The 26928-nt window shown below is 38.3% G+C and carries 25 protein-coding genes and 2 riboswitches; of the genes, 18 read left to right on the top strand and 7 right to left on the bottom strand.

The features are described 5' to 3' along the window. Positions 1-94: 94 nt before the first annotated feature. On the bottom strand, positions 95-547 hold the full coding sequence (locus tag CWR48_RS14255; protein ID WP_115773938.1) for a hypothetical protein: 453 nt from the start codon (positions 545-547) through the stop codon (positions 95-97). Positions 548-689: 142 nt separating this feature from the next. Continuing rightward, positions 690-873: riboswitch (Lysine riboswitch) on the top strand. Between the two features lie 104 nt (positions 874-977). On the opposite strand from CWR48_RS14255, the gene dapA reads away from it, so the two are divergent. Continuing rightward, the gene (gene dapA / locus CWR48_RS14250) at positions 978-1871 is read left to right on the top strand and encodes a 4-hydroxy-tetrahydrodipicolinate synthase (protein ID WP_115773936.1); all 894 of its coding nucleotides are present in this window, start codon (positions 978-980) and stop codon (positions 1869-1871) included. 170 nt (positions 1872-2041) lie between these two features. Here the strand turns inward: dapA and guaC are convergent, their stop codons facing one another. After that, complete coding sequence (guaC, locus tag CWR48_RS14245; protein ID WP_115773934.1) at positions 2042-3025, bottom strand: GMP reductase; 984 nt, start codon at positions 3023-3025, stop codon at positions 2042-2044. Positions 3026-3234: 209 nt separating this feature from the next. On the opposite strand from guaC, the gene CWR48_RS14240 reads away from it, so the two are divergent. Beyond that, entirely contained in the window at positions 3235-4452 is a 1218-nt protein-coding gene (locus CWR48_RS14240) for an EAL domain-containing protein (RefSeq protein WP_115773933.1), read from the top strand. Positions 4453-4495: 43 nt separating this feature from the next. Here the strand turns inward: CWR48_RS14240 and CWR48_RS14235 are convergent, their stop codons facing one another. Beyond that, entirely contained in the window at positions 4496-5188 is a 693-nt protein-coding gene (locus CWR48_RS14235; RefSeq protein ID WP_245976814.1) for a response regulator transcription factor, read from the bottom strand. A 467-nt stretch (positions 5189-5655) separates the two neighbouring features. Between CWR48_RS14235 and mftG the strand changes: the two genes are divergently transcribed. From mftG to CWR48_RS14215, 4 genes are all read left to right on the top strand, one after another. Continuing rightward, on the top strand, positions 5656-7329 hold the full coding sequence (mftG, locus tag CWR48_RS14230; protein WP_115773929.1) for a mycofactocin dehydrogenase MftG: 1674 nt from the start codon (positions 5656-5658) through the stop codon (positions 7327-7329). A gap of 196 nt (positions 7330-7525) precedes the next feature. Next, the gene (locus CWR48_RS14225) at positions 7526-8191 is read left to right on the top strand and encodes a reverse transcriptase-like protein (RefSeq protein ID WP_115773927.1); all 666 of its coding nucleotides are present in this window, start codon (positions 7526-7528) and stop codon (positions 8189-8191) included. 407 nt (positions 8192-8598) lie between these two features. Then, positions 8599-9771 carry a hydroxymethylglutaryl-CoA synthase gene (locus tag CWR48_RS14220; protein ID WP_115773925.1) on the top strand — a complete coding sequence of 391 codons (1173 nt, stop codon included), beginning with the start codon at positions 8599-8601 and terminating at the stop codon, positions 9769-9771. Between the two features lie 326 nt (positions 9772-10097). Then, the gene (locus tag CWR48_RS14215; protein WP_115773923.1) at positions 10098-11147 is read left to right on the top strand and encodes an FUSC family protein; all 1050 of its coding nucleotides are present in this window, start codon (positions 10098-10100) and stop codon (positions 11145-11147) included. A 59-nt stretch (positions 11148-11206) separates the two neighbouring features. Here the strand turns inward: CWR48_RS14215 and CWR48_RS14210 are convergent, their stop codons facing one another. From CWR48_RS14210 to CWR48_RS14200, 3 genes are read right to left on the bottom strand one after another with little or no spacing between them, the layout of a single operon-like run. Further along, the gene (locus CWR48_RS14210) at positions 11207-11776 is read right to left on the bottom strand and encodes a manganese catalase family protein (protein WP_115773922.1); all 570 of its coding nucleotides are present in this window, start codon (positions 11774-11776) and stop codon (positions 11207-11209) included. Positions 11777-11803: 27 nt separating this feature from the next. Next, complete coding sequence (locus CWR48_RS14205; RefSeq protein WP_115773920.1) at positions 11804-12067, bottom strand: spore coat protein CotJB; 264 nt, start codon at positions 12065-12067, stop codon at positions 11804-11806. Further along, the gene (locus CWR48_RS14200; RefSeq protein ID WP_115773919.1) at positions 12060-12287 is read right to left on the bottom strand and encodes a spore coat associated protein CotJA; all 228 of its coding nucleotides are present in this window, start codon (positions 12285-12287) and stop codon (positions 12060-12062) included. The genes CWR48_RS14205 and CWR48_RS14200 overlap by 8 nt, the downstream gene beginning before the upstream one ends. Positions 12288-12804: 517 nt before the next feature. Between CWR48_RS14200 and CWR48_RS14195 the strand changes: the two genes are divergently transcribed. The 3 genes from CWR48_RS14195 to CWR48_RS14185 all read left to right on the top strand — a co-directional run bounded on the left by CWR48_RS14195 (position 12805) and on the right by CWR48_RS14185 (position 17738). Continuing rightward, complete coding sequence (locus tag CWR48_RS14195; RefSeq protein ID WP_115773917.1) at positions 12805-13995, top strand: exonuclease SbcCD subunit D; 1191 nt, start codon at positions 12805-12807, stop codon at positions 13993-13995. A gap of 71 nt (positions 13996-14066) precedes the next feature. Continuing rightward, complete coding sequence (locus tag CWR48_RS14190; protein WP_115773916.1) at positions 14067-17159, top strand: AAA family ATPase; 3093 nt, start codon at positions 14067-14069, stop codon at positions 17157-17159. Between the two features lie 69 nt (positions 17160-17228). Continuing rightward, positions 17229-17738: a nucleoside 2-deoxyribosyltransferase gene (locus tag CWR48_RS14185; protein WP_115773914.1), complete on the top strand. Its 510-nt coding sequence runs from the start codon at positions 17229-17231 to the stop codon at positions 17736-17738. Between the two features lie 30 nt (positions 17739-17768). Here the strand turns inward: CWR48_RS14185 and CWR48_RS14180 are convergent, their stop codons facing one another. After that, on the bottom strand, positions 17769-19139 hold the full coding sequence (locus tag CWR48_RS14180; RefSeq protein WP_115773912.1) for a sigma-54 interaction domain-containing protein: 1371 nt from the start codon (positions 19137-19139) through the stop codon (positions 17769-17771). A gap of 221 nt (positions 19140-19360) precedes the next feature. On the opposite strand from CWR48_RS14180, the gene pruA reads away from it, so the two are divergent. From pruA to CWR48_RS14140, 9 genes are all read left to right on the top strand, one after another. Continuing rightward, complete coding sequence (gene pruA / locus CWR48_RS14175) at positions 19361-20908, top strand: L-glutamate gamma-semialdehyde dehydrogenase (RefSeq protein ID WP_115773910.1); 1548 nt, start codon at positions 19361-19363, stop codon at positions 20906-20908. Positions 20909-20949: 41 nt separating this feature from the next. Next, positions 20950-21969 carry a proline dehydrogenase family protein gene (locus CWR48_RS14170; protein ID WP_115773908.1) on the top strand — a complete coding sequence of 340 codons (1020 nt, stop codon included), beginning with the start codon at positions 20950-20952 and terminating at the stop codon, positions 21967-21969. Between the two features lie 292 nt (positions 21970-22261). Next, a complete protein-coding gene (locus CWR48_RS21225; protein WP_425453899.1) occupies positions 22262-22369 on the top strand; it encodes a putative holin-like toxin in 108 nt (35 codons plus the stop codon). 292 nt (positions 22370-22661) lie between these two features. Beyond that, a riboswitch (TPP riboswitch) is annotated at positions 22662-22771 on the top strand. 150 nt (positions 22772-22921) lie between these two features. Then, complete coding sequence (locus tag CWR48_RS14165; RefSeq protein ID WP_425453900.1) at positions 22922-23893, top strand: ABC transporter substrate-binding protein; 972 nt, start codon at positions 22922-22924, stop codon at positions 23891-23893. A 2-nt stretch (positions 23894-23895) separates the two neighbouring features. Beyond that, positions 23896-24186 carry a thiamine-binding protein gene (locus tag CWR48_RS14160; RefSeq protein WP_115773906.1) on the top strand — a complete coding sequence of 97 codons (291 nt, stop codon included), beginning with the start codon at positions 23896-23898 and terminating at the stop codon, positions 24184-24186. Then, entirely contained in the window at positions 24186-24965 is a 780-nt protein-coding gene (locus tag CWR48_RS14155; protein WP_115773905.1) for an ABC transporter permease, read from the top strand. Before CWR48_RS14160 ends, CWR48_RS14155 begins: the two co-directional genes overlap by 1 nt. Beyond that, on the top strand, positions 24952-25686 hold the full coding sequence (locus CWR48_RS14150; protein WP_115773904.1) for an ABC transporter ATP-binding protein: 735 nt from the start codon (positions 24952-24954) through the stop codon (positions 25684-25686). Before CWR48_RS14155 ends, CWR48_RS14150 begins: the two co-directional genes overlap by 14 nt. After that, positions 25686-26483 (top strand): TatD family hydrolase, encoded by a 798-nt coding sequence (locus CWR48_RS14145; RefSeq protein WP_115773903.1) that lies wholly within the window; start codon positions 25686-25688, stop codon positions 26481-26483. The genes CWR48_RS14150 and CWR48_RS14145 overlap by 1 nt, the downstream gene beginning before the upstream one ends. 82 nt (positions 26484-26565) lie before the next feature. Further along, positions 26566-26781, top strand: coding sequence for a DUF5342 family protein (locus tag CWR48_RS14140; protein ID WP_115773902.1), 216 nt, complete (start codon positions 26566-26568; stop codon positions 26779-26781). Positions 26782-26928 lie beyond the last annotated feature (147 nt).

The following is a 26928-nucleotide window of genomic DNA, read 5'->3' as shown; positions in this document are numbered from 1 at the left end:
CTAAGTCAACCGCTTACGCTCCTCGTTTTTCCTTTATCTCAAAAGGCAAGGAGAAGTTCGTACACAGCTCAAACTAGCTTTAAGCTTTTGTTCATTAATCTTCTTGGCGTTTAAATCCTTCCTGCTGAAGATAGTCTACTGCGCCATTATAGGTTGCGTAAGTCCCATCCAGCTGTTCGCCAGCATAAATATTACAAACATCGAAATCATAGTATACCTTTAGAATCTGTTTATCCGCATTGATCCATGTTTCTTCGATTGGTTCTGGTTCTGAGAGTGAGTCGATGGATTGCTGAATTATCTCCCGAAGTGCTTGTGCATCAAACTCGCGAATGTTTACCATTCCATTCGGTTGGACGGGATCGTTTCCTTTAAAATGCTCTGCATAAACAAAGCCGTTTCCGTTTGGATGTAAATGGTAGACAACGATTTTCTTATCAAGAATACTTTCTTCGTAATGAAAATTAATCCTGCCTAAGGAAACATCCTTTCGTTGTAATTCTGGGAAAGATTCAATTATATTTAGTTTCTCTTCAAATGTAAGCATGGTACCTCCAAATAGGATGTTTTTTCAATATATTTTTATTATACATCAAAAGTTAAAATCTAGATATAATGCTTGTCTTTTATAACTTTCTTTGATACAGTTGATTTAATAGTTAAATACTTCTTATTTTAGATACTTTTAAAGTAAGGATAGAGGTGCAGAATTCATCAGTACTTATGTGGAAGAGAATGAGCTCTTATGACACATAAGGAAAGGGGAATTTGCCGAAGTGGAAGGATGCTCATTATCCTGAAGCTGGGTCTGCGATTGAATAAATGCAGAACTGTCATATAGGGAACAATACTATATGGAGGGCTATCGTGCTTAGAACTTATATCTATGTTCTATAAAGCAGCAGCGGACTCTCTCGTTGTTGCTTTTTTGGTCCTCCACACCTAATGGGAAAAATAATGAATAGGGTGTGAAGTAAATGAATTTTGGTAATGTATTAACAGCGATGGTAACTCCTTTTGATCAGCAGGGTGAGGTTGATTTCGAGGCAACGAAGGGTTTAGTGAATCATTTAATTGAAAATGGTTCAGACGGTTTAGTGATCGCGGGGACAACAGGTGAATCACCAACACTTTCACATGATGAAAAAATAGCGTTATTTAAATTAGTCGTTGAAGTAGTAAATGGCAGGGTCCCAGTCATTGCGGGGACTGGATCAAATAATACGAAGGAATCAGTTGAACTGACAATAGAGGCAGAAGCGACCGGCGTTGACGGGATTATGCTTGTTGTACCATATTATAATAAGCCATCTCAAGAAGGAATGTTTCAGCATTTCAGTACCATTGCAGCAGCGACATCACTACCTGTGATGCTTTATAATATTCCAGGACGAAGTGTTGTGAATATGACTGCTGAGACGATCATTCGACTATCAAGAATTGAAAACATTGTTTCTGTAAAAGAAGCAAGTGGCGATTTAGATCAAGTAGCTGAAATCATTAGTAAAGCTAAAGTTAATTTCAGTGTATATACTGGTGATGATAGCTTAACATTGCCAACATTAGCAATTGGCGGAACAGGTGTTATATCGGTTGCATCCCATCTCGTAGGTAATGAGATGCAGGAGATGGTTCAGCTTTTCAAACAAGGAGATGTGGTGAATGCCGCAGCTATTCATCGCCATTTATTACCATTAATGAAGGAGCTTTTTGCAGCGCCGAACCCAACACCAGTAAAAACTGGCTTGAATCGAATTGGTGTTGAGGTTGGAGGGGTTCGTTTGCCACTGGTACCACTAACAGATGCGGAACGTGAGTCGCTTTATCATGTAATGACAGCATATGAAACGAAGAAAGCAGTAGGGTATTAAATAAACAAGCCTCGACTTATAAGTCGAGGCTTGTTTATTTTGAATTAACTGGCTGTAAGACCCCCCGCTTCAAGAATTCGAGAAAAATCAAGAATTGTAAGTGGGGGATCAACAGAAAGTCAAAATCCCGATTCTGTTCAACAAACTTAATGAAGTTTCACTTTATTAGGTTAGTACACTTTATCGCCATTAAAAATGGAGTTTTTCACTACAACATAATCAACGTTGCGGATTGCATCTAGTTTGTTTCCGCCTGCGTAAGAAATAGAGGATTGAAGATCTTGTTCCATTTCAATTAATGTATCTTTTAAAGGACCTTTATATTCGACATACATTTTCTTACCTTCGACGTTTTTCTTTTCGCCTTTTTGGAATTCAGAAGCAGAGCCAAAGTATTCCTTATAAAGCTTGCCATCCTTTTCTACGGTTTCACCTGGTGATTCTTCATGCCCAGCAAATAGTGAACCAATCATCACCATCGATGCACCAAAACGGACTGATTTCGCGATATCACCATGGGTACGAATACCACCATCGGCAATAATCGGTTTACTTGCAGCCTTTGCACACCAGCGAAGTGCCGCTAATTGCCAGCCACCAGTTCCGAAGCCAGTTTTAATTTTAGTGATACAAACTTTACCAGGACCAATTCCAACTTTCGTTGCGTCTGCACCAGCATTCTCTAATTCACGAACTGCTTCAGGTGTTCCGACATTACCAGCAATCAAGAAGCTTTCCGGTAAATGTTTTTTAATATGTTTAATCATATTGATCACAGCATTTGAATGGCCATGTGCAATGTCAATTGTAATATATTCTGGGATAAGCTTTTCATTTGCTAATTGCTCAACGAAAGCATATTCTTCTTCTTTTACACCTACACTAATTGACGCAATTAAGCCACGTGCTTGCATATCCTTAATGAATGCAATTCTTTTCTCTGGGTTAAAGCGATGCATAATATAAAAGTAGCCATCTTCAGCTAAAGTTAAAGCAATTTTTTCATCAATAATAGTCTGCATGTTTGCAGGTACAACCGGTAACTTAAACGTGTGTGCACCTAATGATACTGTTGTGTCACATTCTGAACGACTATCCACAATACATTTTGCGGGAATTAATTGAATATCTTCGTAATCAAATACATTTTCCATAATATCCACCTCTAAATACGAATAATAATGTTTATCTATATAGTAATTGTTCGACATTTGCTAATATACATCAATTCTAATTGAAAGTAAAGTATTTGCTTTGTTTCATTACGAATAATTTACATTATCATTCAGAAACACCTATAAATGAAGGAACGATGATGTCACTATGCTATAATATTAGGAGAAATTTCCATGGAGGTGTTTGTATGGACCCTTTAGAGATTATGCTGCATTTGGAAAAAGTGATCCTTTATTATAAGCCTATAATAAGTGCAGAAACGCAATTAGTTGAGGCATATGAAGTTCGTGCCTATTTTCAGGAAAGCAATGGGATGGCACAATCGCTTGATTGGTTTTTTGAAGATGCATCGATCCCAGATGAATTTCGTCTTGAGTTAACACATTATATCCATCAAAAGGCGCTGGAAGTCTTTGTAGCGCAAAATCAATCCAAAAATTTATCCATATTTTATGATCTCAGGCTATTAGTCCGGGATAATGGGCAATCATTATTGTCCCTTTTGGAATCGGAAAAAATAAAAGGATTGGACTTAAATAAGATGATTATCGAAATAAAGGAAGCACATATTCCAGAGCAAATGGATGATATCCGCAAGTTTACTACTTATTTAAAAACATTGGGGATCAGAATTGCCGTTGATGTGGAAGAACGTAATGGTAGTCTTAACCGTTTAGCTTTGCTCACGCCAAATATGATTAAAGTTGATGCGGGATTCCTAAATGACGATTCGTTGCCACATTTATTTCAGGATGTACATCACTCACTCGGGATGCTTTCACGAAAAATTGGGGCGGCTTTACTGTTTAAAGGAATATCTTCTTATAATCAGCTTAACTATGCATGGAGGAACGGGGGGCAATTTTACCAAGGAAGTTACCTTGGGCAGGCCCGACCGACTTTTGTGGAAGAAGATTGTTGCCAAGCAAAATTGAAGGCAGATTTTCAGAACTTTGTCATGTTTGAGCGAAAGAAAGTAAAAGCCCAGCTTGCATTAACCAATCAAATTAATGGAGCGTTTAAAACAATGCTTCCTACTATTAAGCCAGCCATTCCATATGACGAGATAATCCTTTTAATCGGAAGAACATGTAATGACTTTGTGTTCCGGGTTTATATTTGTAATGAAGAAGGAATTCAGCTATCATCCAATGCCGAGAAAAACAACGTAGGAGAATGGAAACTTCGTCAGGAGGGAAGGAATAAGAATTGGAGCTGGCGCCCATATTTCTTTGAAAATATTATGCGAATGAACGTCGAGAAAAAGGGTATATTATCCGATTTATATACCGATATCGAAAATTCAGAGTTAATTCGAACGTACTCCTATCCGATCTCCGAAACGCTTTATGTATTTCTAGATATTCCTTATGGTTATTTATATGAACAGGACGGGTTGTTATGAGATTTAGTCAGACCGGATTATCGGTCTGACTAGTAATCATCGATCAAGAGATAATACCTTTTCGTAATAATGCTGCAACTGCTTCCGTCCGATTTCGTACTCCTAATTTTTTTAATGATGATTTAACATATTGTTTTACTGTTAACTCACTAATACCCATAACATTCGCTATTTCTTTCGTGCTTTCTCCCCAAGAGATGTATCTCATAACCTCTAGTTCTCTTTTGCTTAAAATACGAATCTTTTCATTTACAGTTGAGTTGCTAATTATATTTCCTGCTAATTTTCCAAAAAAAGTAAGGGAAGCGAGAATATCTTCATCCCATGTTAATTCTTCTACAAACGTATAACTAATGATAAACCCAATAAATGCAGGTCCATTACAAAGTGGAGCCACTACAGCTGAATGTATATTGGAAGAAAATATGTGATTACTAGTCATAAGTTTCATAAATTCAATACCGGTATAGACTCTTGCTTTCTTATCTTTAATGGTTGAGAAAAATACTGGAACAGATCGTACATCCTCACGATCTTCCCTAATATGCACAATTTCAGATGATGTTAAGCCGATAACGCCCTCACATAAGTAACCAATTGGCGAATAACGATATAGAAAAGCATCTCTGAGAGGGAAGAGGTCAAGATAGGTTTCGAGAATCTTAAGTAACTTTTCTTCGTGGTTAGAAGTATTATCTAACATCGATACTTGTTCTAATATTTTATTATGACTCACTTTATACCAGCTCCTTTCCATATTATAGAAAAGTGTGAATTTACTCAATATTATATAACATATGGACAGGTATAAACAGCATATATCCATTTATTTTCTTCTAGGCTTCGATATAGTAATCCCTTTTGTTAATGAAAAAGGTTATATCAAATACCATAAATAATACCTTTTGGCTGACTCTTTACCCCTAAAAATCTGGAATATACAGATTTATTTAATTTATATATGATTACATTAACGTACATCTTTAAGTATGTACAAAAGTAAAAGAAAGGATAATGCCTAATGGACTAAATAAAAGCAGGGTGTATTCTGCAATTAAATGCAAGCGTTTACATTTAATGTTTTTATGAAAAAGTCATGCATGGTTTGATTATCTAAGTAGTTTAGAAAGTATAACGACTTTCTTTCTACATAAGTGCAACCAAGTTTTCTAATATTTAGTAATAATTTTAACAGGGGGAATAATGATGGAGAAATTTAATGTGATTGTAATAGGTTCAGGATCCGCAGGTGGAACATTAGCTGCAAGATTAAGTGAGGATGCAGATCGACGTGTCTTACTGATTGAGGCTGGTCCTGACTATCCGGATAGTGAAGATTTTCCACAAGACTTGCTTAATGCTAGCGCAATGTCTGGGGCAGTTCCTGGACATCCTAATAATTGGGGCTATGTAGGGAATTTAACGCCAGAATTACCGTATTCCGTTGCAAGGGGGAAAATTCTTGGTGGATCATCTTCATTGAATGGCTGTTATTTTATCCGTGGGACGAAAGCCGATTTTGACCGATGGGTGGAAGCGGGTAATACAGAATGGTCATATGACAAGGTTCTCCCATATTACAAAAAGCTTGAAAATGATCTGAACTTCGGGGAAACAGAGCATCATAGTGGAGAAGGCCCTGTTCCTATTTACAGAGAATTAGAGAAGCCATACAGTGTAACAAAGGCTTTCTATCAGGCATGTGAAGAACTTGGATTCGTTTGGGAAGAGGACAAGAATGCTGGTGGAGAACCCGGCTACGGTCCTGTTCCACTAAACGCTGTTGATGGTATGAGAATTAATACTGGCCTTGCGTATATCAATCCAATTCGTAACCGCTCGAACTTGGTTGTAAGTGGAGAAACACTTGCATTAAGAATTATCTTTAATGGGAAACAAGCAATAGGTGTGGAAGTTGAACGTAAAGGTAGTAAAGAAATTATTTATGGGGATGAGATTGTCTTATCTGCTGGCGCATTTAATTCCCCGCATTTGCTAATGTTATCAGGAATTGGTTCTAAAGAGGAATTGGAAGCAGCAGGTGTTGAGGTCTTGCATCACTTGCCAGGAGTTGGGAAAGGATTTACGGATCATCCAGATGTTCAGCTTGGATATAAGCCAAAACAAGCGCTTGGACCAGATGAGCAACGAGATAACTTGCAAGCAGTGTTAAACTTTACTTCATTAGGCTCGGAACATCCAGGTGATCTTGAAATCATGCCAATGTATAAGGCGTTTGGAGAAGCAATGCTTGGAGGTTCAGGATCGAAATTTAAAGGTGTGACAGATATTATTCGCCGCCCAAATCAGACGTTGAAATCAATGAAAGGAATCTCAAAACGTCGATTTATTCAACAAGCATTACACCAAGGTGATCTTTTCATCGTCGTCGGCCTGCAATATTCAAAAGGTCGTGGGGATATTACATTAACTTCTTCAGATCCTAAGGTACAACCAAAAATAGATTATAATTACTTAGAGAATGAGTATGATTTAAGTAGACTTCGAGAAGGTATGAGATTGACAGTTGAAATTCTAAAAAGTGAAGCATTCAAACCATATTTTAAGAAGTTAACGGAGATTGATGATGCAACATTAAATGATGATGATAAACTAAATGCATGGATGCGTTCTCACTTAGCGACAGCGATTCACGCATCTGGAAGTGCAAAAATGGGACCGAGTGATGATCCGAATGCAGTTGTTGATCAATATGGGAAAGTGCATGGAATTAACGGACTTTGGGTAGCAGATACATCGATATTTCCACAGGTTCCATCAAGGGGACCGGCTGCAACAGCTATTATGGTCGGAGAGCGAATCGCTGATTTTATAAAGGAATCTTCTAAGGAAGAATCCGAGATTACTATTGATTAGTTTACAATTACATTAGAAGTAAAAATTAGAAGGAGTAATCGCCATGCCTGATCGTGGAGCGATTACTTTTTTTATATAGGCTTATGATAAAGGCTGTTGTTGATTATACAAATGTACTACTATATATTAATAGTACTTCAACATTACTTGCTAAAGCCTTTGAAGTGCGGGCACATTAATCAGAGGAGTGATACCTATGAATATAAAAATTGAATTAACATATAAAACAGTAAAAGGAACGGAAGCACGATTCATTTCTGATGAGATGCGTGCGGAAAAGGCAATGTTAATTGCAGAAGATCTGGAAAAGACTGGACGGGCAAAAGTCCTGTCCTTTATTGATCATCTTGATAATCGATGGACAATGAAGGAGTTAAAGAAATTTATGCAAGGAATCGAAACTGATCCACATAATGTTACAGTATTTTTTGATGGTGGGTTTGATTTGAAATCAAGAAAATCTGGGCTTGGATGTGCTATCTACTATGAACAAAGTGGAAAAAAATATCGTCAGAGGATCAATGCCGCCGTTGAAGAACTAGAAACAAATAATGAAGCAGAATATGCAGCCTTCCATCTTGGATTACAGGAGATTGAACAATTAGGAGTGCATCATCTCCCCGTTATCTTTGTTGGTGACTCACTCGTCGTAATCAATCAACTAAATGGAGAATGGCCCGTTTATGAAGTCGAATTATCGAAATGGATTGATCGGATTGAAACTCAACTTAAACGATTAGGAATCACCCCTGAATATGAAATCATCTCACGAAAGAAAAATAAAGAAACAGATCATTTAGCGACTCAGGCAATGAACGGGATTGAAATTAGAAGTACAGTTGAAATTGATGCAGGGAAATGAATTCATCATGCTTTATACATAGAAGATGAAACGTTGATGTAAGATGCGAACAAGTGACAATTGTAACTTTCTATCGGGCCGGTCTCCAATATTTTACTGCACTCAAAATCGATAGTTAGTGGGTTTTTCATTTTTCTATGTCAAGATTCTGCACTATCCCAAGCGTAGTGTATTTCTGGAGCGATTGGCCTGTGAGTTCTTTTCACTAAGTACTAGTTCGCACCTTATATTAATCTCACTTATTGATTACGACGCTATATTTGTTGTGTTTAAAGTTAGAATATATTAATATTTAAAGTATTCGTTTTCATTAGAAAGCTATTGTGAAAAGTGTCACGTGGCATAACAAGGTATTTATTAAGGTTACATAATGAAAATTCACCTCGGAAAGTAAAGGAGAAATCGCATTGAATATTGGAATAGATAAAATCGGCTTTTATACACCACATTTATTTGTAGATATGAACGAGTTGGCAGTTGCGAGAAACGTGGAGCCAGCGAAATTTACAATCGGTATTGGACAAGAAAAGATGGCAGTCGCTCCAATTACACAAGATTCTGTTACATTAGCAGCAAATGCAGCTTTAGAAATTTTAGATGAAAACGACAAGGAAAAGATTGACTTTGTAATGTTTGGAACGGAATCTGGGATTGATCATTCGAAATCCGCAGCGGTTTACGTCCACCATTTATTAGGAATAAATCCACAAGCACGTTCGATTGAATTAAAGCAAGCTTGTTATGGTGCTACTGCAGCGATTCAAATGGCAAAGGGACATATCGCCCTGAATCCTGATAGTAAGGTACTGGTTCTAGGCGCAGATATTGCGAGATACGGACTAAACACCTCTGGAGAATCAACACAAGGTGCGGGTGCTGTTGCAATGCTTATTAGTGCAAATCCTAGGATAATGGTATTAGAAGACCAGAGTGCCTTTTTAACGGAGGATATTATGGACTTCTGGCGTCCGACATACTCGGACCAAGCGTATGTTGATGGTAAATTTTCGAATGAGCAATACATTGGATTCTTCTCGAAGGTTTGGAACGAATATAAAGAAAAAACAGGGCATGCCATCCAAGATTTTGAAGCAATTTGCTATCACCTTCCATATACGAAGATGGGGCTTAAAGCATTGAGAACCATTTTGGATGAAGGAAGCGAAGCGGATAGAGAACGTCTATTAGCAAACTTTGAAATAAGTAAGACATATAATAAGAATGTCGGCAATATATATACTGGCGCATTATATTTAAGCCTGCTATCGCTGCTTGAACAAAAAGAAGACTTGGAAGCCGGATCACGAATTGGCTTATTCAGCTACGGTTCAGGTGCGGTCGGGGAGTTCTTTACAGGAATATTACAACCTGATTTTAAATCACATCTACATGTCGAAAGCCACACGAAAGTGCTTGAATCAAGAAAAGAAGTAAGTGTAGCAGAATATGAGGAAATTTTCCAAGAAACGTTACCAACTGATGGTTCATCAATTGAATTAGATATTGAAAAGGATCCAGCAAAAATATGCTTATCAGGTATGGCAGAGCATATGCGATTGTATGTAAATAAAGAAAGATAAACTCGAACTTCTAGGTAGGAAATGATTAAAACTCTGTGAAGCATGATGATTCACAGGGTTTTTATTTTACTTTGAAGAAACATATTTTACTTGGTTCAATTCTCGTGATAAGTTAGGACACGCTAGCTGTGAGTGGGACTTCCATAATTCCGCGACACCCAGCCTTCGAAAAGATAAGTTTCCTGAAATATTTAGATTGAAATGCATTGGGGTTATAACTATAATAGGTTTGTATGAAAAACAATGGCGTTAAGAATATAAAGAAGGGCTTCAACATATCGTTATAGGAGCTTTGATTTACTTATTAACTATTAGAGGTGCAAAAAATGGAATTCAATATCGGTCCGCGTATGGTAAAAACGGGCCTTGCAGTTACATTGACATTAATTATTACAGGGATGCTAGGGCTGAATTTAGAACTAGTAGCGGCGATTGCTGCGGTGCTAGCAATGCAGCCTTCAATTATGCGCACTTTTGACTACCTTAAAGAAGTTGTTATTTCAAATAGTGTTGGATCCGTATTTGCAATCCTTGGTACGCTGCTTCTTGGAAATCATCCGCTTTCGGTAGGGACGGTTGTAATTATTTCCATCGCAATCAATATCAAGCTTGGCTTGCATAAAACCGTCAGTTTGACCGTTTTGACAATTGTAACGTTAATGCTTGCAAATGGTGATGGAATTAGCTTCCTCTATATTGTTCAACGGTTATCTCTGGTAACGATTGGGGTACTTTCCGCATTAATTACGAATGTACTCGTATTTCCGCCAGACCATCAGAAAAACTTATTTAGAATCATTAAAAAGGCAAGCGAGAAAACGAACTTCTTATTGCGTGTCATTCCAAATGAAACGATGAATGTGCCACAAATGAAGGAAGAAGATCGGCAAATCGAGAAATTAATTAACGATGCAAAGGATTATTATGAAATCATTTCAGATGAGCGTAACAGTCTGATTATCAAAAATAAGCTAAGCTTTTTAAGAAATGTAATCATTTATAAGCATATGATCCAAGTATTAATTAAAAAGCAAACATTGATTCGAGAACTTGAGAAGAATATTAAAGAGTTAGAGGCAATTCAGAGTCATAAAGCATTTTTAATAAAAAAACTAGTAAAAGAAATTAATAATTATAGTGAAAATATTGTCCTCTTATATGAAAATAAAATTATCTTAGATAAAGATTTACAAAAAGAAACGAAGGCGGCAATGCAAGTAACAATCAACAATCTGATTGAAGAGCTACAGGGCTCCGAATTTGATAAATGGACCTTTGTTTTCCCTATCGCTAATAGTATTGTTGAACTATTCTTCGAGCTTGATAAATTGGAAAGACTCGTAAGGATAAAAGAGGCGAAAGAGAGCAAGGAATAACAAAGAAATACTAACCGATTTGTAGGTTAGTATTTCTTTTTCTAATTATTTTTCTCCAATTAATATATCTTCTTGCTATCTCGTTCTTCTTTTAAAATTTCAACTGCTTCCTGAAATCTTAGGGAATGGATAATTTCCCTTTCACGTAAGAACTTTAAACTATCATTTAGATCAGGATCATCCGAAAGATTAATAATCCACTGATAAGTCGCGCGTGCTTTCTCTTCAGCGGCAATATCCTCATATAAATCGGCAATTGGATCGCCCTTTGCAGTAATATAAGTGGCAGTCCATGGTGACCCGCCTGCATTTTCATAGTAGAGTGCTCTTTCATGGCTTGCATAATGTGCCCCGAGACCAGCCGCCTTCATTTGTTCTGGCGATGCGTCTTTTGTAAGCTTGTATACCATCGTAGCAATCATCTCAAGATGTGCAAACTCTTCTGTTCCGATATCGGTCAAGAGACCAATCACTTTATCCGGAATCGTATAACGTTGATTTAAGTAACGTAATGCCGCAGATAATTCCCCATCGGCTCCACCGTATTGCTCGATTAAAAACTTCGCCAGCATTGGATTACATTCGGTTACTTTTACAGGATATTGGAGCTTTTTTTCGTAATACCACAAACGATTCTCCTCCCATCAAGCTAGATGTTATACTTGCCATGGCCATGGCGTGTTCCCCCAATTGAATGGATAATTCGAGTAGCTCGCCCCGAATCCCATTAAGGGACCAAATTGCTGTTCAAAATTATTTTTTAGTTCCCTGCTTGTTTGTGAATAATTATTAAATTGTTCAATGGCATCGTAATCATCTGGATGGGTATCTAAATATAGATTTAACTCCACTAAGACGAAATCAACCTCCTGGATCTCTTGCAGTAGCTGATAATATTCTTTAGGAACTTGCTTAGCCATCCAGCTCCCCCCTTTTTGGTGAATCTGGATAAGGACTGAAGAGCTCAGGCCATAGTGTTCCATGTTGCAATGCTTCTTTAGCAGTTTTATATTGCCTCATCCCCGTTGGTTGAAAGGTCATGTAAAGGTTCGGGGGAGTGGAGTAGACTTTGACTCGGATTGGTGGACATGGATCAAAGGGGCTAATATAAGGCTCCCAGTACTTAAAGTTGGTAGACATAATATCCTCCTTCCATTAATTGCATTCCCTCTATATGTATGGAGATAGGGCATGTCCTATACATCTGCGGAAAGTTATCCCACATATAACAGGGAATAAGACCCCAACTGAAAGAAGTTTCAATTAATGAATAATAATTGTTTCGATCAATGATCGATGATAAAATCGCAAAACCTCACTCAAAATGAAATTTTGGATAAACATTTATCTGTTTTCGAAAAAATATCCACCACAAAAGTCAATTTTGCCTTTTTGACTAAAGATTGCTTATCAGTTATCTTGAAAAAAGAAGGATACTTTATTGATTGTTGCTAGTTAGATAAAGTAGGAACTAACATAAGGTGATACGTGTTTTTAAGAATATCGCTCTGAAATATAGCACGCTGACTGTAATTAACTAATCGATAGGACGTACAACATGTTAGAATAGGATTAGATTAACATTTAAAATTTAAAATGCCCTTCTAAACGAAAATAATTGTTTATTATAATAGTTGAATTGAAAGGAGAAGGATTCATGAAATTTTTCCATACAGCCGATTGGCATTTAGGAAAGTTAGTACAAGGTGTATACATGACAGAGGACCAACATTATATATTAGAACAATTCATCGACAGGATTAAAGAAGAGAAGCCTGACGCAGTGATTATAGCAGGTGATTTATATGATCGTGCCGTTCCACCGACAGATGCGGTCCATTTATTGGATATGGTGCTCGAAAGAATTGTTATTGATTTGCAAACGCCGGTATTAGCAGTTGCTGGTAACCATGATAGTCCCGGAAGATTAAATTTCGGCAGTAGTATCATGAAGAAAAACGGGCTACATATTGTCGGGAATTTCTCTGAAGAATTGGAACCAATTACATTACAAGATGCATTCGGTCCGGTACAATTTCACCTTGTACCATTTTGTGATCCGAGTGTTGTGCGGATTGTGTTAGGCGATGAGGCGATTCATACCCATAATGATGCGGCAAAGGCGATTGTACAGCAAATTCAGAAGGAGATGGATCCAGCTAGCCGCCATGTATATGTTGGACATGCATTTGTCACACCATTTGGTGAGGTGGAGGAGAATACAAGTGATTCCGAACGTCCGCTATCAATAGGTGGTGCGGAATATGTTGATGCCCATCTTTTCAAACCTTTCCATTATACAGCCCTTGGTCATTTACACCAGGCACATCATGTATTGGCGGAGAAGATTCGTTATTCTGGTTCGATTTTAAAATATTCCATTTCCGAAGAAAATCATAAAAAAGGCTTCCATGTTGTTGAGCTAGATGGGGACGGGAATGTGTCCATTGAAAAACGTCTGCTCACTCCGGAACGAGATATGCGGACGGTTGAAGCAACACTAGATGATCTATTGAAGCAACCAATTAATGAGGATTATGTATTTATTAAATTATTGGACGAGGCCCCTGTTCTTTCACCGATGGAGAAGGTTCGGTCTGTATATCCTAACGCAATGCATGTCGAACGCAAAAACTATTCATTCACGACGAAGAATTCCGTGGGAAACGCTTCAGAGAATCGAAGCAAGCTGAGTGATCTCGATCTTTTCAAAGCATTTTATAAGGAAGTAAAAGGTGCGGAGGCAAGTGAGGAAACCGAAGAAATATTTAATGAAGCACTTAATGAACTTTTAAAAGAGGAGAACGAAACAAGTGGAAATGTAAAACAAACAGAAGTGATTTCTTAGAAAACAAAAGGTTTAACCAGGTCTTTCGGTGCACTTATGTAGCATGAATTGGAATTGAAAGGAGAATCTAGATGAAGCCATTAAAATTAACAATGACGGCATTTGGTCCGTATAAATATACAGAAACGATTGACTTTACCGAGCTGCGAGAGAATAAATTATTCGTTATTTCTGGAAATACTGGAGCAGGTAAAACAACGATATTCGATGCAATCTGCTTCGCTTTATATGGTAGTGCAAGTGGTTCGGATCGTGAAGATAATCGGATGCTCCGAAGTGATTTTGCAGATGATAATACGAATACCGCTGTTGAACTAGAGTTTGCATTAAGTGGCAAGGTATATCGTGTACTTCGGCAATTGGGACATGTGAAGCAAGGGAATAAGTCGAAAACAGGGGAGCGTTATGAATTCTTTGAAAAACGAGATGGAAGCGAAGTTCCATGTGTTGATCGGCAAATCGTTTCCGAAATTGATAAGAAAATAGAAGACATCATTGGCCTCACACAGGATCAATTTAAACAGATCGTTATGCTGCCACAGGGAGAGTTTCGGAAATTACTAACCTCGAAAACAGAAAATAAAGAAGCCATTTTAAGAAGATTATTTAAAACAGAGAATTATCAACAGTTGAATGAGTTGTTAAGAAAGAAAAAGAATACGGTCGAACAGGACTTTAATAAAATGCAGCAAATCAGAGATCATTATATCCAAAGTATCATGAGTGTTCTGCCGAGTCGCGCAGAATCATCCTTATTTCATGTGTTGACCTCGGAATATTATAATGTTAATCAAGTCGTTGCTGCACTAAAGGAAGAAGTTCAATTTTATCTTGAAAAAATGGTGCATGATCAACGAAAATACGAAGATGCTTATCGTTCACATGATAAGAAACAAACAGCTTTCTATCAAGCGAAAGCAATAAATGAGCGTTTCGCCGAATTGGATCATAAAGAGGACCAACTAAAGGAGCAGCAAGCGCAGATTCCGCATATTGCTAAGAGAGAGGAACAGCTAGAAGCGGCAGAACGTGCAAATAAAATTGAGATTTTTGAAAAACAGCTGGAAGAATGGCGGACCGAAGAAAAGGCAAACAAAAGAGATCTAGCAATAGTAGAGGAATCGAAGGAAAAAGCGGCGCATCATCTTGTGAAAGCAGAGGAACAGTACAAAGTAGAAGCCAATAACCAGGGAAAACGAGAAGCGGTTAGTAAGCAATTAGAGCAATTAAATGATCATTTACCAGTTGTAAAAGAAATAGACTATCAAAAAAAACATTTACAAACACTTGAACATAAAGGGAAGCAAGCCTTAAACGATTTGAATAGAGCAAAAGAAGTGCTACAAGAAAAACGGAATCAAATGGAACTATATCAAGAAAAAATTAAAGCGGATGATGAGGCGGTCGGTCAATTACCCGAGAAACAACAAATATTACAAGCGATGCGTGAAAAGGTAAAAGTATTGATGACATACCATAAGCTGATGAAAGCGCAAGATAAGTATGAGAAAGATGTTCAAACAAATAAAGTAATTTATGAACAAAGCAAAGCATCTTATCAGCAGGCAGAAGCTTCATGGTTAAATAATCAGGCAATCGTATTGGCGGGACATCTGCATCATGGTGAGGCATGCCCTGTCTGTGGAAGCTTGGAACACCCAAATAAAGCAGTTACAGTAGCGGACATGGTGACTAGGGAACAACTAGACGCATTGAAGCAGGAGTTAGATAATAACGACCGTGTCTACCGTGATGCTATCGTAGGGCTACGAGCAAATCAGTCACAGCTTGAGGAGAAGGAACAAGAGGTTCGGTCATTTAATATTTCGATACAGGGTGTAACAGCTAATATTGAGCAGCTAACATTGGATGGAAAACGATTAGGTGAGGAAGAAAAGCAATTAATTAAACTTCGCGACGAACTCAAACGGATTAAAGAAACCCAAGAGAAATTATCATTGGAAATAAAACAGTTAGAGCCCCAGAAAGACAAAATTGAAAAATTATACTATGAGATAAAAACATCTTATAAAACGGATATTGCTTTATATGAAGATAGAATAAAGAAAATCCCTGAAGAGGTAAGAATTTTAACGGAATTAGAAAAACAAATCAATGAAAAGCATGCCCTTAAATTAGCAATGCAAAAGGCTTGGGATGATGCAGAGACCAATTACCAAAAAGCAAATGAAGAACAGGTTCGAGTAGTAGCTAATTTATCCCATGCAATGAAGCAATTACAAGCTACAAAGGAAAAACGTGAACGATCCGAAAACCAGTTTAAGGAAGCATTAATCAACGCTAAATTTGAATCGGTGGAAGCGTACGAGAAAGCCAAGCATTCAGAGGAAGAACAGCAAAAATGGAAGGATGCAATAAAACAATTTAACCAACAGCTCTCAACCTTGACTCACCAGGTGAATGAATTAAAAATGGCACTGAAGGAGAAGAACAGGATTGATTTAACGTTGCTCCAAAAGGAATTAGTAGATTTGAAACAGGCATATGAGCATGCATTACAGCAATTGAATTTATCAAAGGAAAATAAACAAGAAGCCTTTAAGCTTAAGGAAAATATATTAAAATCACAGCGGAATGTGGAAGAGGAAGAAAAGCAGCTTGCAACGATATCGGATTTATATGATGTCGTTCGAGGGCAAAATAGCCAGAAGCTTTCGTTTGAGCGGTATTTGCAAATTGAGTATTTGGAACAAATTATTGATGCCGCGAATGGTCGCTTGCGTCGACTATCAAATGGGCAATTTTATTTGATACGTAGTGATCGTCAAGAAACCCATGGGAAACAGAGTGGGCTGGCACTGGATGTCTATGATTCTTATACAGGACAGGCACGTGATGTGAAGACCTTATCGGGTGGAGAAAAGTTTAATGCCTCTCTTTCCCTTGCGCTGGGGATGTCGGATGTAATCCAGAGCTTCCAAGGAAATATTTCCATTGATACGATGTTCATTGATGAGGGATTTGGTTCATTGGATGAGGAATCGCTTATGAAGGCAATTGACGCATTAATTGACCTGCAGCAGTCGGGGAGAATGATTGGGGTCATTTCCCATGTTGGCGAACTGAAATCCATGTTTCCAGCAATGCTTGAGGTGAAGAAGACGAAAGAAGGATACAGCCAGGCGAAATTTGTTATTAAATAGAAATGAAAGCATATGAATATGGTAGAATCATAGAAATCAGTAGAATAGAAAAAAAGAAAAGGTGTTGTTATGAAAGCATATTTAGCAAATGGATTATTTTCAGCAGCAGATCAATTATTTAATAATTATCTTGCTGGGATTTTAAGAGAAGCAATTCCAGAGTTAGATTTATACGTTCCCCAAGAAAATGAAGGAATCAATGATAAAACGAGGTATGCAGATAGTGTTATGATCTATGAGGGTGATAATGCCTATCTAGATGATGCGGAAATTCTTATTGCTATAATCGATGGAATAGAAATTGATTCGGGAGTTGCAGCTGAAATTGGTAGGTTTATTGCGATGAAGGAACTGATGAGGGGAAATGCGTCTCGAAAAGTGTATGCTCTCTACACAGATTCACGCATACAAGGAAGAGAGAACGAAGAGAAAGTCAATGCATTAATTGCAGATGGAACCGAAAACCAATTCATGTACCGGAATTTATATGTCGTTGGGGCAATAAAGAAAAACGGAAAAATACTTTCGGATATTGACGGATTAATTGTTGAAATACGAGAAGATCTAAAAAATAAATAATATTGATGCAGCAGGTTACCTGCTGCATATTCACAGACCATATTTCTCCATTTTATGATAAAGTGTCATCCTAGAAATTCCTAGTTTTCTTGCACAAGCAGATTTATTTCCATTCATCTCGATTAGTGTTTCCTCGATTAGTCGTTTTTCCAAATGATCCATTTGTCGCGGCCGTTTTTTCGTTTCAATCGATTTGGATACATCATCGGCTTCCGGTATGTTTTGCTGGAAGAATCGCAGTAAATCGTGCTTCTGAATAACCGATGATTCTGAGAGAATAATGATTCTCTCCATTACATTCCTTAGTTCACGAACATTTCCTGGCCAATAATAGTCAAGGAGTAATTGATATGCATCCGTATTCAATTCTGGGCGTGCTACTTGATATTTTACGGCAAATTGATTGAGGAAGAAGCTTGCTAGTTCCTGAATATCACTAAGCCGATTTCGTAAAGGCGGCATCGTAATTTGAACTACATTAAGTCGGTAAAATAAATCATTGCGGAACTTTTTCTCTTTCATTAGCTGTTCCAGATCCTGATTGGTGGCGGCCAGAAAACGAACATCAATCTTTTTTCCGATGGAATCACCAATTCGATAGACGACATTTTCCTGGAGAACATGAAGCAGTTTGACTTGCATATCTAATGGGAGTTCACCAACCTCATCAAGGAATATAGTGCCACCATCTGCCATTTCAATTTTCCCTGCCTTCCCATTCTTATCCGCGCCAGTGAATGATCCGCCTTCATAACCGAATAGCTCACTTTCAAACAGTGCGCTAGGTATGGCGCCACAATTGATAGGAATAAACGGGCCATCACTTTTCAAGCTTGCTTCATGGATAGCACGTGCGCAAATTTCCTTTCCGGTACCACTTTCACCAAGGATGAGTGTTGTTGCCTGGGTCTTCGCCGTCTTATTCGCAATTTGAATGGTTTGCTTTAACGCAGGACTGCTTCCCTTCAATGTAGAGAAGGGGGTGTCTTCATTATTTGTCATAAGCTTCTGCCGTAATTCATTTAATTCTGTTGAGGTGTGTACTAGATTATCATTTAATTTCACCATTTTCGTGATATCTCGTTCAATTGACACTGCACCGATTAATTCATTTTTATCGTTAAAAATAGGAGATGCATTAATAACAACATGGGTATCTTTTCTTGGTTGATGATACATATTCTTCACGTTCTCTTTTGTTTGCAACACCTTTAGCACCATTAAATCATCATTATGGAAAAACGTCTCAATTGGTTTATGGAGTATTTCTGATTGTGCGATGTTGTACGTTTTTACTGCTGCATCATTCCAGAAAATTACCTCCATTTTTGCATTAATAACTGTAATCGCATCATCTTCCGTAGCTAATATTGCTTCAAGATAGTACTGGGACTTCGACATATATCTACCTCCCGTAATCTGTATGTTTTTTATACAGTATGTTTACAACATTGTAAATATACTGTACAACTATTATAAAATATTTTCCTTGTTTTACAATTAAAATGCAGGCAAGAAAATGAATATATTGATGCTACGCTAAAAAATGCTGTAGTTGGAAAATGTTGGCATGATTTTTGCAATAGAATATAAGAAGGAAAATTATCTTGGGGGTGTTAAGAATGGTATTACCGTTTAAACATGAGCCATTTACAGATTTTAAAGTGGATTCAAATCGTATAGATTTTGAAGAAGCGTTAGCGTTAGTGGAAGAGAATTTAGGAAAAGAATATCCAATCGTCATTAATGGTGAGAAAATTTTTACCAATGATAAATTAATTTCTACGAATCCAGCCGATAAGGCGCAACTGATTGGTAAAGTTTCCAAAGCAACAAAGCAGCACATCGATCAAGCAATGGATGCAGCACTTGAAGCATTTAAAATATGGAGAAAGTGGACCGCAGCAGAACGTGCGGATATCTTATTTCGTGCTGCAGCAATTGTTCGGCGCAGGAAGCATGAGTTTTCTGCTTGGCTCGTATATGATGCAGGAAAACCTTGGGATCAAGCGGATGGTGATATTGCAGAGGGAATTGACTTCCTTGAATATTATGGCAGGCAAATGCTGGAGCTAGGGTATGGGAAAGTGCTAAATGATCGAGCAAATGAACATAATGCCTATTTCTATCAACCGATGGGTCCAGGAGTTGTCATCCCGCCGTGGAATTTTGCATTTGCAATTGTATGCGGTACCACAATTGCACCAATAGTAGCTGGAAATTCAGTGTTATTGAAACCATCTGAAAATACCCCAGTGATTGCATATAAATTAGTGGAGGTTTTGGAGGAAGCGGGATTGCCAAAAGGAGTCGTAAATTTCGTTCCAGGAGATCCAGAAGAGATTGGTGATTATTTAGTAGATCATAAGGAAACGAGATTTATCAATTTTACTGGTTCAAGGGCGACAGGAATTCGAATATATGAACGGGCTGCCAAGGTGCGGAAAGGACAGCAATTTCTAAAACGTGTCATTGCGGAAATGGGAGGAAAGGACACAATCATTGTTGATAATAATGCAGACCTCGATTTAGCGGCTGAAGCGATTGTTCATTCTTCATTCGGCTTTTCTGGGCAGAAATGTTCTGCATGCTCGCGAGCAGTAATCCATCAAGATGTCTATGATGAGGTTTTGGAAAAGGCAGTTACACTCACGAAGCGATTAACTGTTGGTAACCCTGCGAATGATAATGTCTACATGGGAGCTGTTGTGAATCAAAAACAGTTTGATAAGATTAAAGATTACATTGCGATAGGGAAAGAGGAAGGTGTGCTTGCCCATGGCGGGAAAACAGATGATGCTAAAGGTTACTTTGTCTACCCGACTATTTTTAAAGACTTAGATCCAAAAGCTAGAATGATGCAGGAGGAAATCTTCGGACCTGTTGTAGCATTTACGAAAGCTAAGGACTTTGAGGAAATGCTTGAAATTGCGAATAACACGGAATACGGATTAACAGGTGCTGTGATTTCCAATAACCGAGAGCATTTAAACCTTGCGCGCTATGATTTCCATGTTGGTAATCTTTATTTTAATCGCGGCTGTACAGCGGCAATTGTAGGTTATCAACCATTTGGTGGTTTTAAAATGTCGGGTACCGATTCAAAGGCAGGCGGACCAGATTACCTGCAACATTTCTTGGAAGCAAAAGTAGTGTCGGAAACGTATTGATACTATTGTTGAAATAGCCAGTAGATAAAGGAGAAAGAGACATGGCGAATGTGACGAGGGATTTTTTCATTGGCTTATCGAATAATAAATTTTTGAATGATCAAGCAAAAAGATGGGGATTTCGATTAGGTGCAGAAAAATTTGTTGCTGGAACAAATATTGAGAGCGTTACCAACGTTGTGAAGAAATTGAACGAGCGTGGAATTAGCTGCACCATTGACAATTTAGGCGAGTACATTACGGAAAAATCGGAAGCGGTCGCTGCAAAACAGGAATTGATTAAGTTATTAGACAAGGTACATGTAGAACAATTAGATTGTCATATTTCAATTAAGTTAACCTTGCTTGGATTGGATATTGATCGTTCTTTTTGTATGGAAAATGCAAAGGAAGTGCTCGATGTAGCGAAGGAATATAATATTTTTGTTAACTTTGATATGGAAGACTACTCCCATTACGAACAGACATTGGAGGCCTTACATCAATTAAGAGGAATCTATCCACAAATCGGTACGGTGATTCAGTCCTATTTATATCGTGCGGAAGTGGATTTGGAAGGGCTACAGGATTTAAGAATTCGGCTTGTAAAAGGGGCATACAAAGAAACGGAAACCGTAGCCTACCAGTTAAAAGAAGAGATCGATCGAAATTTTATTCTGCTTGCGAAACAGCGATTATTGGGCGATGCATTTACCTCAATCGCAACCCATGACCATCATATTATCAACGAACTGAAGACATTTATTGCTGAAAATAAGATTGATAAAAACAAGTTTGAATTTCAGATGTTGTATGGCTTTCGAACGGAAATGCAATATGAATTAGCAGAAGCAGGTTATCCATTTTGTACGTATATTCCATTTGGAACGGATTGGTTCGCATACTTCATGCGGAGGCTTGCTGAGCGACCGCAAAATTTGAATCTAGTTTTGAAGGATGTTTTCTATACGAAGGAGGATCGATTAAAACGTGGCCCAATTATCGCTGGAGCGGGGGCGTTAGCTATTTCATCAGCGGCAATCATGTGGCGAAGGAAAGGAAAGCGAGAGAAAGAAGAATAATATATTGGTGGGATGACCGTATCTTTGATGATGCGGTTGTTTTTTCGTTGCTTAGGAAACTATAAAATTTGGACGTTGTGGATAACTTAATTACCGAGAATAGCCACGTCCAGTTTCAGCGCCCAGCAACTAGCAAGATATCCCTCACCTCCGTGAGGCGCAGTCCGTACGTTGCTTAACGGGCGCTTGCGCTTTTGTTCTGTGTAAAGGGAAAGGATAAGCTGTTATAATGTAAGAACAATAGGTTGATAAACTCATGGGTGGGTTGGCATACGTCTTCATTTGAAAGGAGGTGGTGCCAGTGACAGTATTCGAAGCATTAATATTAGCATTGACTTTTGGAATGTTAATTGTAGCTATGCTGTCATTTAAACAAAAAAATAAGCCCCCTTTGAGTTAGTGGCTCTGTGTGGGTGCTTATTTTTAACCTAAACAGCCAATCCCCCCTCGCAGGGAGTCATACTATTGCATCAGTTCGTCAGCGGTTACACGCTAGCGGTCTTTTTATTATTGTATGTTGTTATTTTTATTATACCATAAATATTTAGAATTCAAACCATTTACCTTAGTCATTAGTAAATGTGGCAAGGATCTCAAAAAGTAAGCCAGCGAAATCAGCAAACGTATTACCAATACTTGATGTTATCCGCTTTCTATGTCATAGTATAATAGTAATCACAAATTAAATAGAATATAAGTTGTAGGGGGACCAGTGTTGCTGGTTGAGATTGTATCCGTGAGATACTGACTCTTAGAACCTGATCTGGCTAAGACCAGCGTAGGGAACATGCTTGATACATAAAATAGTATGCGCCCTAGTATCCATTTCTAGGGCGCTATTTGGTTTCGCATTAAAACTATTCGTATAAGAGCAGCCTCTATCAAACTTATATAGGGGGGATTCATCATGAAAAAGATTGTATTCATTAGTTTTTTGGTCATTATGGTCATTATGCTCGCAGCTTGTGGGAATAATGATAACAAAACATCTGACAATCCAGATGGACAGCAAGATTTAGAGAAAGTAACCGTCGTATTAGACTGGACGCCAAATACAAATCATACTGGTTTATATGTTGCGGCAGATAAAGGGTATTTTGAGGAAGAGGGACTTGATGTAAACATCATCATGCCTGGTGAAGCTGGTGCGGATCAATTGGTTGCTTCAGGGCAAGCGGAATTCGCCGTAAGCTATCAGGAATCAATAACAGAGGCTCGAATCCAGGATATCCCAATTGTATCAATTGCTGCGATTATTCAGCATAATACTTCGGGGTTTGCATCGGTGAAAGGTAAAAATATCACGTCACCAAAAGATTTCGAGGGTAAGTCATATGGTGGATGGGGTGCGCCACTAGAGAAGGCAGTTCTCGATTCGATTATGAAGCAGGAAAATGCAGACGTGGAGCAGGTTGAGATTGTCAATATTGGCGATTCCGATTTCTTTACAGCAATGGAACAGGGCATTGATTTTGCTTGGATTTATTATGGTTGGACAGGGATAGAAGCAGAACTTCGTAATGAACCGATCAACATGGTTTATTTAACCGATTATAGTGAGAAGCTGGATTATTATACACCGGTACTCGCTACGAATGAAAAAATGATTGAAGAGAACCCGGAAACAATCAAGAAATTTCTAAAAGCAGTCTCCAAAGGATATCAGCTTGCGATAGATAACCCTGAAGAAGCAGCAGATATTTTAATTGCGGAAGTTCCTGATTTAGATCCAGAATTAGTAAAAGCAAGTCAAGTTTGGTTGGCATCAAAATATCAGGATGATGCAGCAAGATGGGGCGAACAGAAGCTAGAAGTATGGGATAACTATGCAGCGTGGATGTATGATAATGGATTATTAGATGCTGAGCTAGATAGTGAGCACGCGTTTACAAACGAATTTTTACCAGAAAGTGAGGAGGAATAATGATGGCAAATGCACTTGTAAGTATTCAAATTATCCCAAAAACAGCAAATGGAGAGGATACAATTCCATTTGTCGATGAAGCAATTGCAGTAATTGACGCATCTGGTGTGAAATATCAAGTGAATGCACTAGAGACGACAATGGAGGGCGAGCTATCTACGCTATTTAAAATCATCGAGAAGATGAATGAAAAAATGACGGAAAAAGGTTGTCCGAGCGTCATTTCTCAAGTTAAAGTTTTCTATAAACCAGATGGTGCATCAATGGATAAACTAACGGAGAAATATCGCTAATGCGTACGATATTCCAAAAAGGATGGCGACCAGCTTTGGTCCTCATCCTTTTATTCATTGTTTGGGAGATTTGTGCAAATATTTTTGATATTCCAAAATGGCTGTTGCCAGCTCCGTCACAAGTTATTGCCGAGGCAATCAGTGGCTGGTCTGTATATTCCGGGCATCTTGCATCTACAATCAAATTAATTATTACAGGATTTATTATTGGCAGCAGTATAGGTATCATCGTTGCGATTGGTTTGCATCTTGTTCCATTTTTAAGACAGGCATTTTATCCATTGTTGATTATTTCGCAAAACATTCCAACCATCGTACTTGCTCCATTGCTCGTTATTTGGTTTGGATTTGGCATGCTACCGAAGATTATCGTTATTACGTTGGTATGCTTTTTCCCGATTACCATCGCCTTATTGGATGGATTCAGGCAAACAAATCGCGATTTGATGCATTACATGCAAATGGCGGGTGGATCCAAACAACAGATTTTCTGGAAGTTGGAATGGCCACATGCCTTACCGTCCCTTTTCTCTGGATTGAAAATCTCCGCAACGTATAGTGTCATGGGAGCAGTAATTTCCGAGTGGCTCGGCGCGAGTAAAGGAATCGGTGTCTATATGACATTGGCATCGTCTTCGTTTCGAACGGACCGCGTGTTTGTGGCGATTTTTCTAATCGTAATTCTAAGCCTGTTGTTCTTTGCAATCATCATTGCTTTAGAGAAAAGGCTAATTAAATGGAAGCCATTAGAGGAGGGGAATGGGAATGAATCATCTTGAGATTGCACATGTAGGTAAATCATTCGGCGAAACGAATGTATTGCATGATATATCTTTTTCTGTTAAAGAAGGTGAGTTTGTTGCCCTCTTAGGACCTTCGGGAAGTGGAAAAAGCACGTTATTTCGGATAATCGGAGGCATCAGTTGGCCATCGCAAGGCACAGTAAACTTGAATGGCGATGATATTACCGGAAAACGTGGGTCAATTAGCTATACACCGCAATCATCCTCGTTAATGCCGTGGCGAACAATTCTTGATAATGTGCTACTTGGGCAGGAAATTGCTGGAAAACGTGATGTGGAAAGGGCCTTGCAAATGATTGAGCGTGCGGGGCTGAAAGGCTTTGAAAAAAGCTATCCTCACGAGCTTTCAGGCGGGATGCAGCAAAGGGCATCATTTATTCGCAGCATATTAAGTCCGCAGCCATTAATTTTATTAGATGAACCGTTTTCGGCATTAGATGAATTTACAAGGTTAGACATGCAAAAATGGCTTTTGTCCATTTGGTCTGAATATAAACGCTCGATTCTTTTTGTAACGCATAATATTGAAGAAGCAATCTTTCTAGCAGACCGGATTATTGTATTATCCGCTCGACCCGCAACGGTAAAGAAGGAATTCATCATTCCATTTCCAAGACCGAGAGAAGAAGGAATCCTTTTAACTGATGCGTTTCTGCAGTGGAAAAAACGAATCTATCAGGAAATGAGGGAGCAATAATGGAGCAACAAAATTTTGGAAGTGCCTGGCACCTAGTGGATGCACATATCCATCTGGACAAATATACGAAGTCTGAACAGCAGCAGATTATTGATGAGATGGAGCAATATGGAGTGGAATCGCTGATCACGGTGTCGTATGATATAGAATCTTCAAAAGAAAATTTAACACTTCATCGTGAACACAATAACATTAAAGCAGCATTTGGTTTTCATCCGGAACAACAAGTACTTAACAATGAAGCGATGCAGGAATTACGTGCATTTATTGATTTGCATCATCATGATATGATTGCGATTGGTGAGGTTGGTCTGCCATATTATACGCGAAAGGAAAATCCCGACTTAAGAATAGAGCCATATCTAGAAATACTCGAGCAATTTATCATACTTGCTAAGCGATACGACAAGCCAATTGTATTGCATGCCATATACGAGGATGCGGGCGTCGTTTGTGATTTATTAGAAAAAAATAAAATAAAAAAGGCCCATTTCCATTGGTATAAGGGTGATACACGAACAATTGAGCGAATGATCCGGAATGGATATTTTATCTCGATTACTCCAGATGTATTGTATGAGACTGAAATACAACAGGTGGTCAAGCAATATCCGTTAGCGCAAATGATGGTCGAGACAGATGGACCATGGCCGTTTACTGGGCCGTTTGCTGGTGAAATGACACATCCACAAATGATCCATCAATCAATTGAAACCATTGCTAAGATTAAAGGGTTAGAAATAGCCAAGGTGTATGGGCAGCTATTATGGAATACGAAGCAATTTTATTGTATATAAAAAATCAATTATCCCTCATACATATTTTGGAAAGTTAGGCGCAAACTTTAAAAGAAATAGAATGTATGAGGAGGAAATGAGGATGTTCGAAAACTTTGAAGTGAAAGCCTTATTTGAGGATCAAATACATGAACGGCACCAGTTCGAGTTAAACTTTGAAGGGGATCTCTACCAAGGAGTATTTCATGAGGGTGAAATTAAATGGTTTCACCCACAACCCGACAAAGAATTAGCTGAGGAAGAACTAAGGGCAGTCGAATCAGAGGTTCATAAATTAATGGGAGAGCATTTAGAATAGTAATCCCCAAAACGCATTTTTGATTCAGAAACAGTAAAGAGAACAACATCTCGTATGTGAACTGCCCCCTGTCAAGTAGACAGTGGAAATAATAAAAAATGATTTAAGCGGCTTTAGTCCTGTATTCAACAGGGCTAAGGCCATTTA

Source organism: Oceanobacillus arenosus (assembly GCF_003369575.1).
Taxonomy (GTDB): domain Bacteria; phylum Bacillota; class Bacilli; order Bacillales; family Amphibacillaceae; genus Oceanobacillus; species Oceanobacillus arenosus.
The sequence above is the reverse complement of the archived record's forward strand: the minus strand, read 5'-3'. Positions and strand labels throughout refer to the sequence as shown.

What these genes read in the sequence shown, in the direction of transcription:
- CWR48_RS14215 (WP_115773923.1), top strand. Translation starts at nt 10,098, where the DNA reads ATGGAATTCAATATCGGTCCGCGTATGGTAAAAACGGGCCTTGCAGTT.
- CWR48_RS14170 (WP_115773908.1), top strand. Translation starts at nt 20,950, where the DNA reads ATGGCGAATGTGACGAGGGATTTTTTCATTGGCTTATCGAATAATAAA.
- pruA (WP_115773910.1), top strand. Translation starts at nt 19,361, where the DNA reads ATGGTATTACCGTTTAAACATGAGCCATTTACAGATTTTAAAGTGGAT.
- CWR48_RS14190 (WP_115773916.1), top strand. Translation starts at nt 14,067, where the DNA reads ATGAAGCCATTAAAATTAACAATGACGGCATTTGGTCCGTATAAATAT.
- CWR48_RS14185 (WP_115773914.1), top strand. Translation starts at nt 17,229, where the DNA reads ATGAAAGCATATTTAGCAAATGGATTATTTTCAGCAGCAGATCAATTA.
- guaC (WP_115773934.1), bottom strand. Translation starts at nt 3,025, where the DNA reads ATGGAAAATGTATTTGATTACGAAGATATTCAATTAATTCCCGCAAAA.
- CWR48_RS14255 (WP_115773938.1), bottom strand. Translation starts at nt 547, where the DNA reads ATGCTTACATTTGAAGAGAAACTAAATATAATTGAATCTTTCCCAGAA.
- CWR48_RS14155 (WP_115773905.1), top strand. Translation starts at nt 24,186, where the DNA reads ATGCGTACGATATTCCAAAAAGGATGGCGACCAGCTTTGGTCCTCATC.
- CWR48_RS14180 (WP_115773912.1), bottom strand. Translation starts at nt 19,139, where the DNA reads ATGTCGAAGTCCCAGTACTATCTTGAAGCAATATTAGCTACGGAAGAT.
- CWR48_RS14195 (WP_115773917.1), top strand. Translation starts at nt 12,805, where the DNA reads ATGAAATTTTTCCATACAGCCGATTGGCATTTAGGAAAGTTAGTACAA.
- dapA (WP_115773936.1), top strand. Translation starts at nt 978, where the DNA reads ATGAATTTTGGTAATGTATTAACAGCGATGGTAACTCCTTTTGATCAG.
- CWR48_RS14150 (WP_115773904.1), top strand. Translation starts at nt 24,952, where the DNA reads ATGAATCATCTTGAGATTGCACATGTAGGTAAATCATTCGGCGAAACG.
- CWR48_RS14225 (WP_115773927.1), top strand. Translation starts at nt 7,526, where the DNA reads ATGAATATAAAAATTGAATTAACATATAAAACAGTAAAAGGAACGGAA.
- CWR48_RS14200 (WP_115773919.1), bottom strand. Translation starts at nt 12,287, where the DNA reads ATGTCTACCAACTTTAAGTACTGGGAGCCTTATATTAGCCCCTTTGAT.
- CWR48_RS14165 (WP_425453900.1), top strand. Translation starts at nt 22,922, where the DNA reads ATGCTCGCAGCTTGTGGGAATAATGATAACAAAACATCTGACAATCCA.
- mftG (WP_115773929.1), top strand. Translation starts at nt 5,656, where the DNA reads ATGATGGAGAAATTTAATGTGATTGTAATAGGTTCAGGATCCGCAGGT.
- CWR48_RS14240 (WP_115773933.1), top strand. Translation starts at nt 3,235, where the DNA reads ATGGACCCTTTAGAGATTATGCTGCATTTGGAAAAAGTGATCCTTTAT.
- CWR48_RS14160 (WP_115773906.1), top strand. Translation starts at nt 23,896, where the DNA reads ATGGCAAATGCACTTGTAAGTATTCAAATTATCCCAAAAACAGCAAAT.
- CWR48_RS14205 (WP_115773920.1), bottom strand. Translation starts at nt 12,067, where the DNA reads ATGGCTAAGCAAGTTCCTAAAGAATATTATCAGCTACTGCAAGAGATC.
- CWR48_RS14145 (WP_115773903.1), top strand. Translation starts at nt 25,686, where the DNA reads ATGGAGCAACAAAATTTTGGAAGTGCCTGGCACCTAGTGGATGCACAT.
- CWR48_RS14140 (WP_115773902.1), top strand. Translation starts at nt 26,566, where the DNA reads ATGTTCGAAAACTTTGAAGTGAAAGCCTTATTTGAGGATCAAATACAT.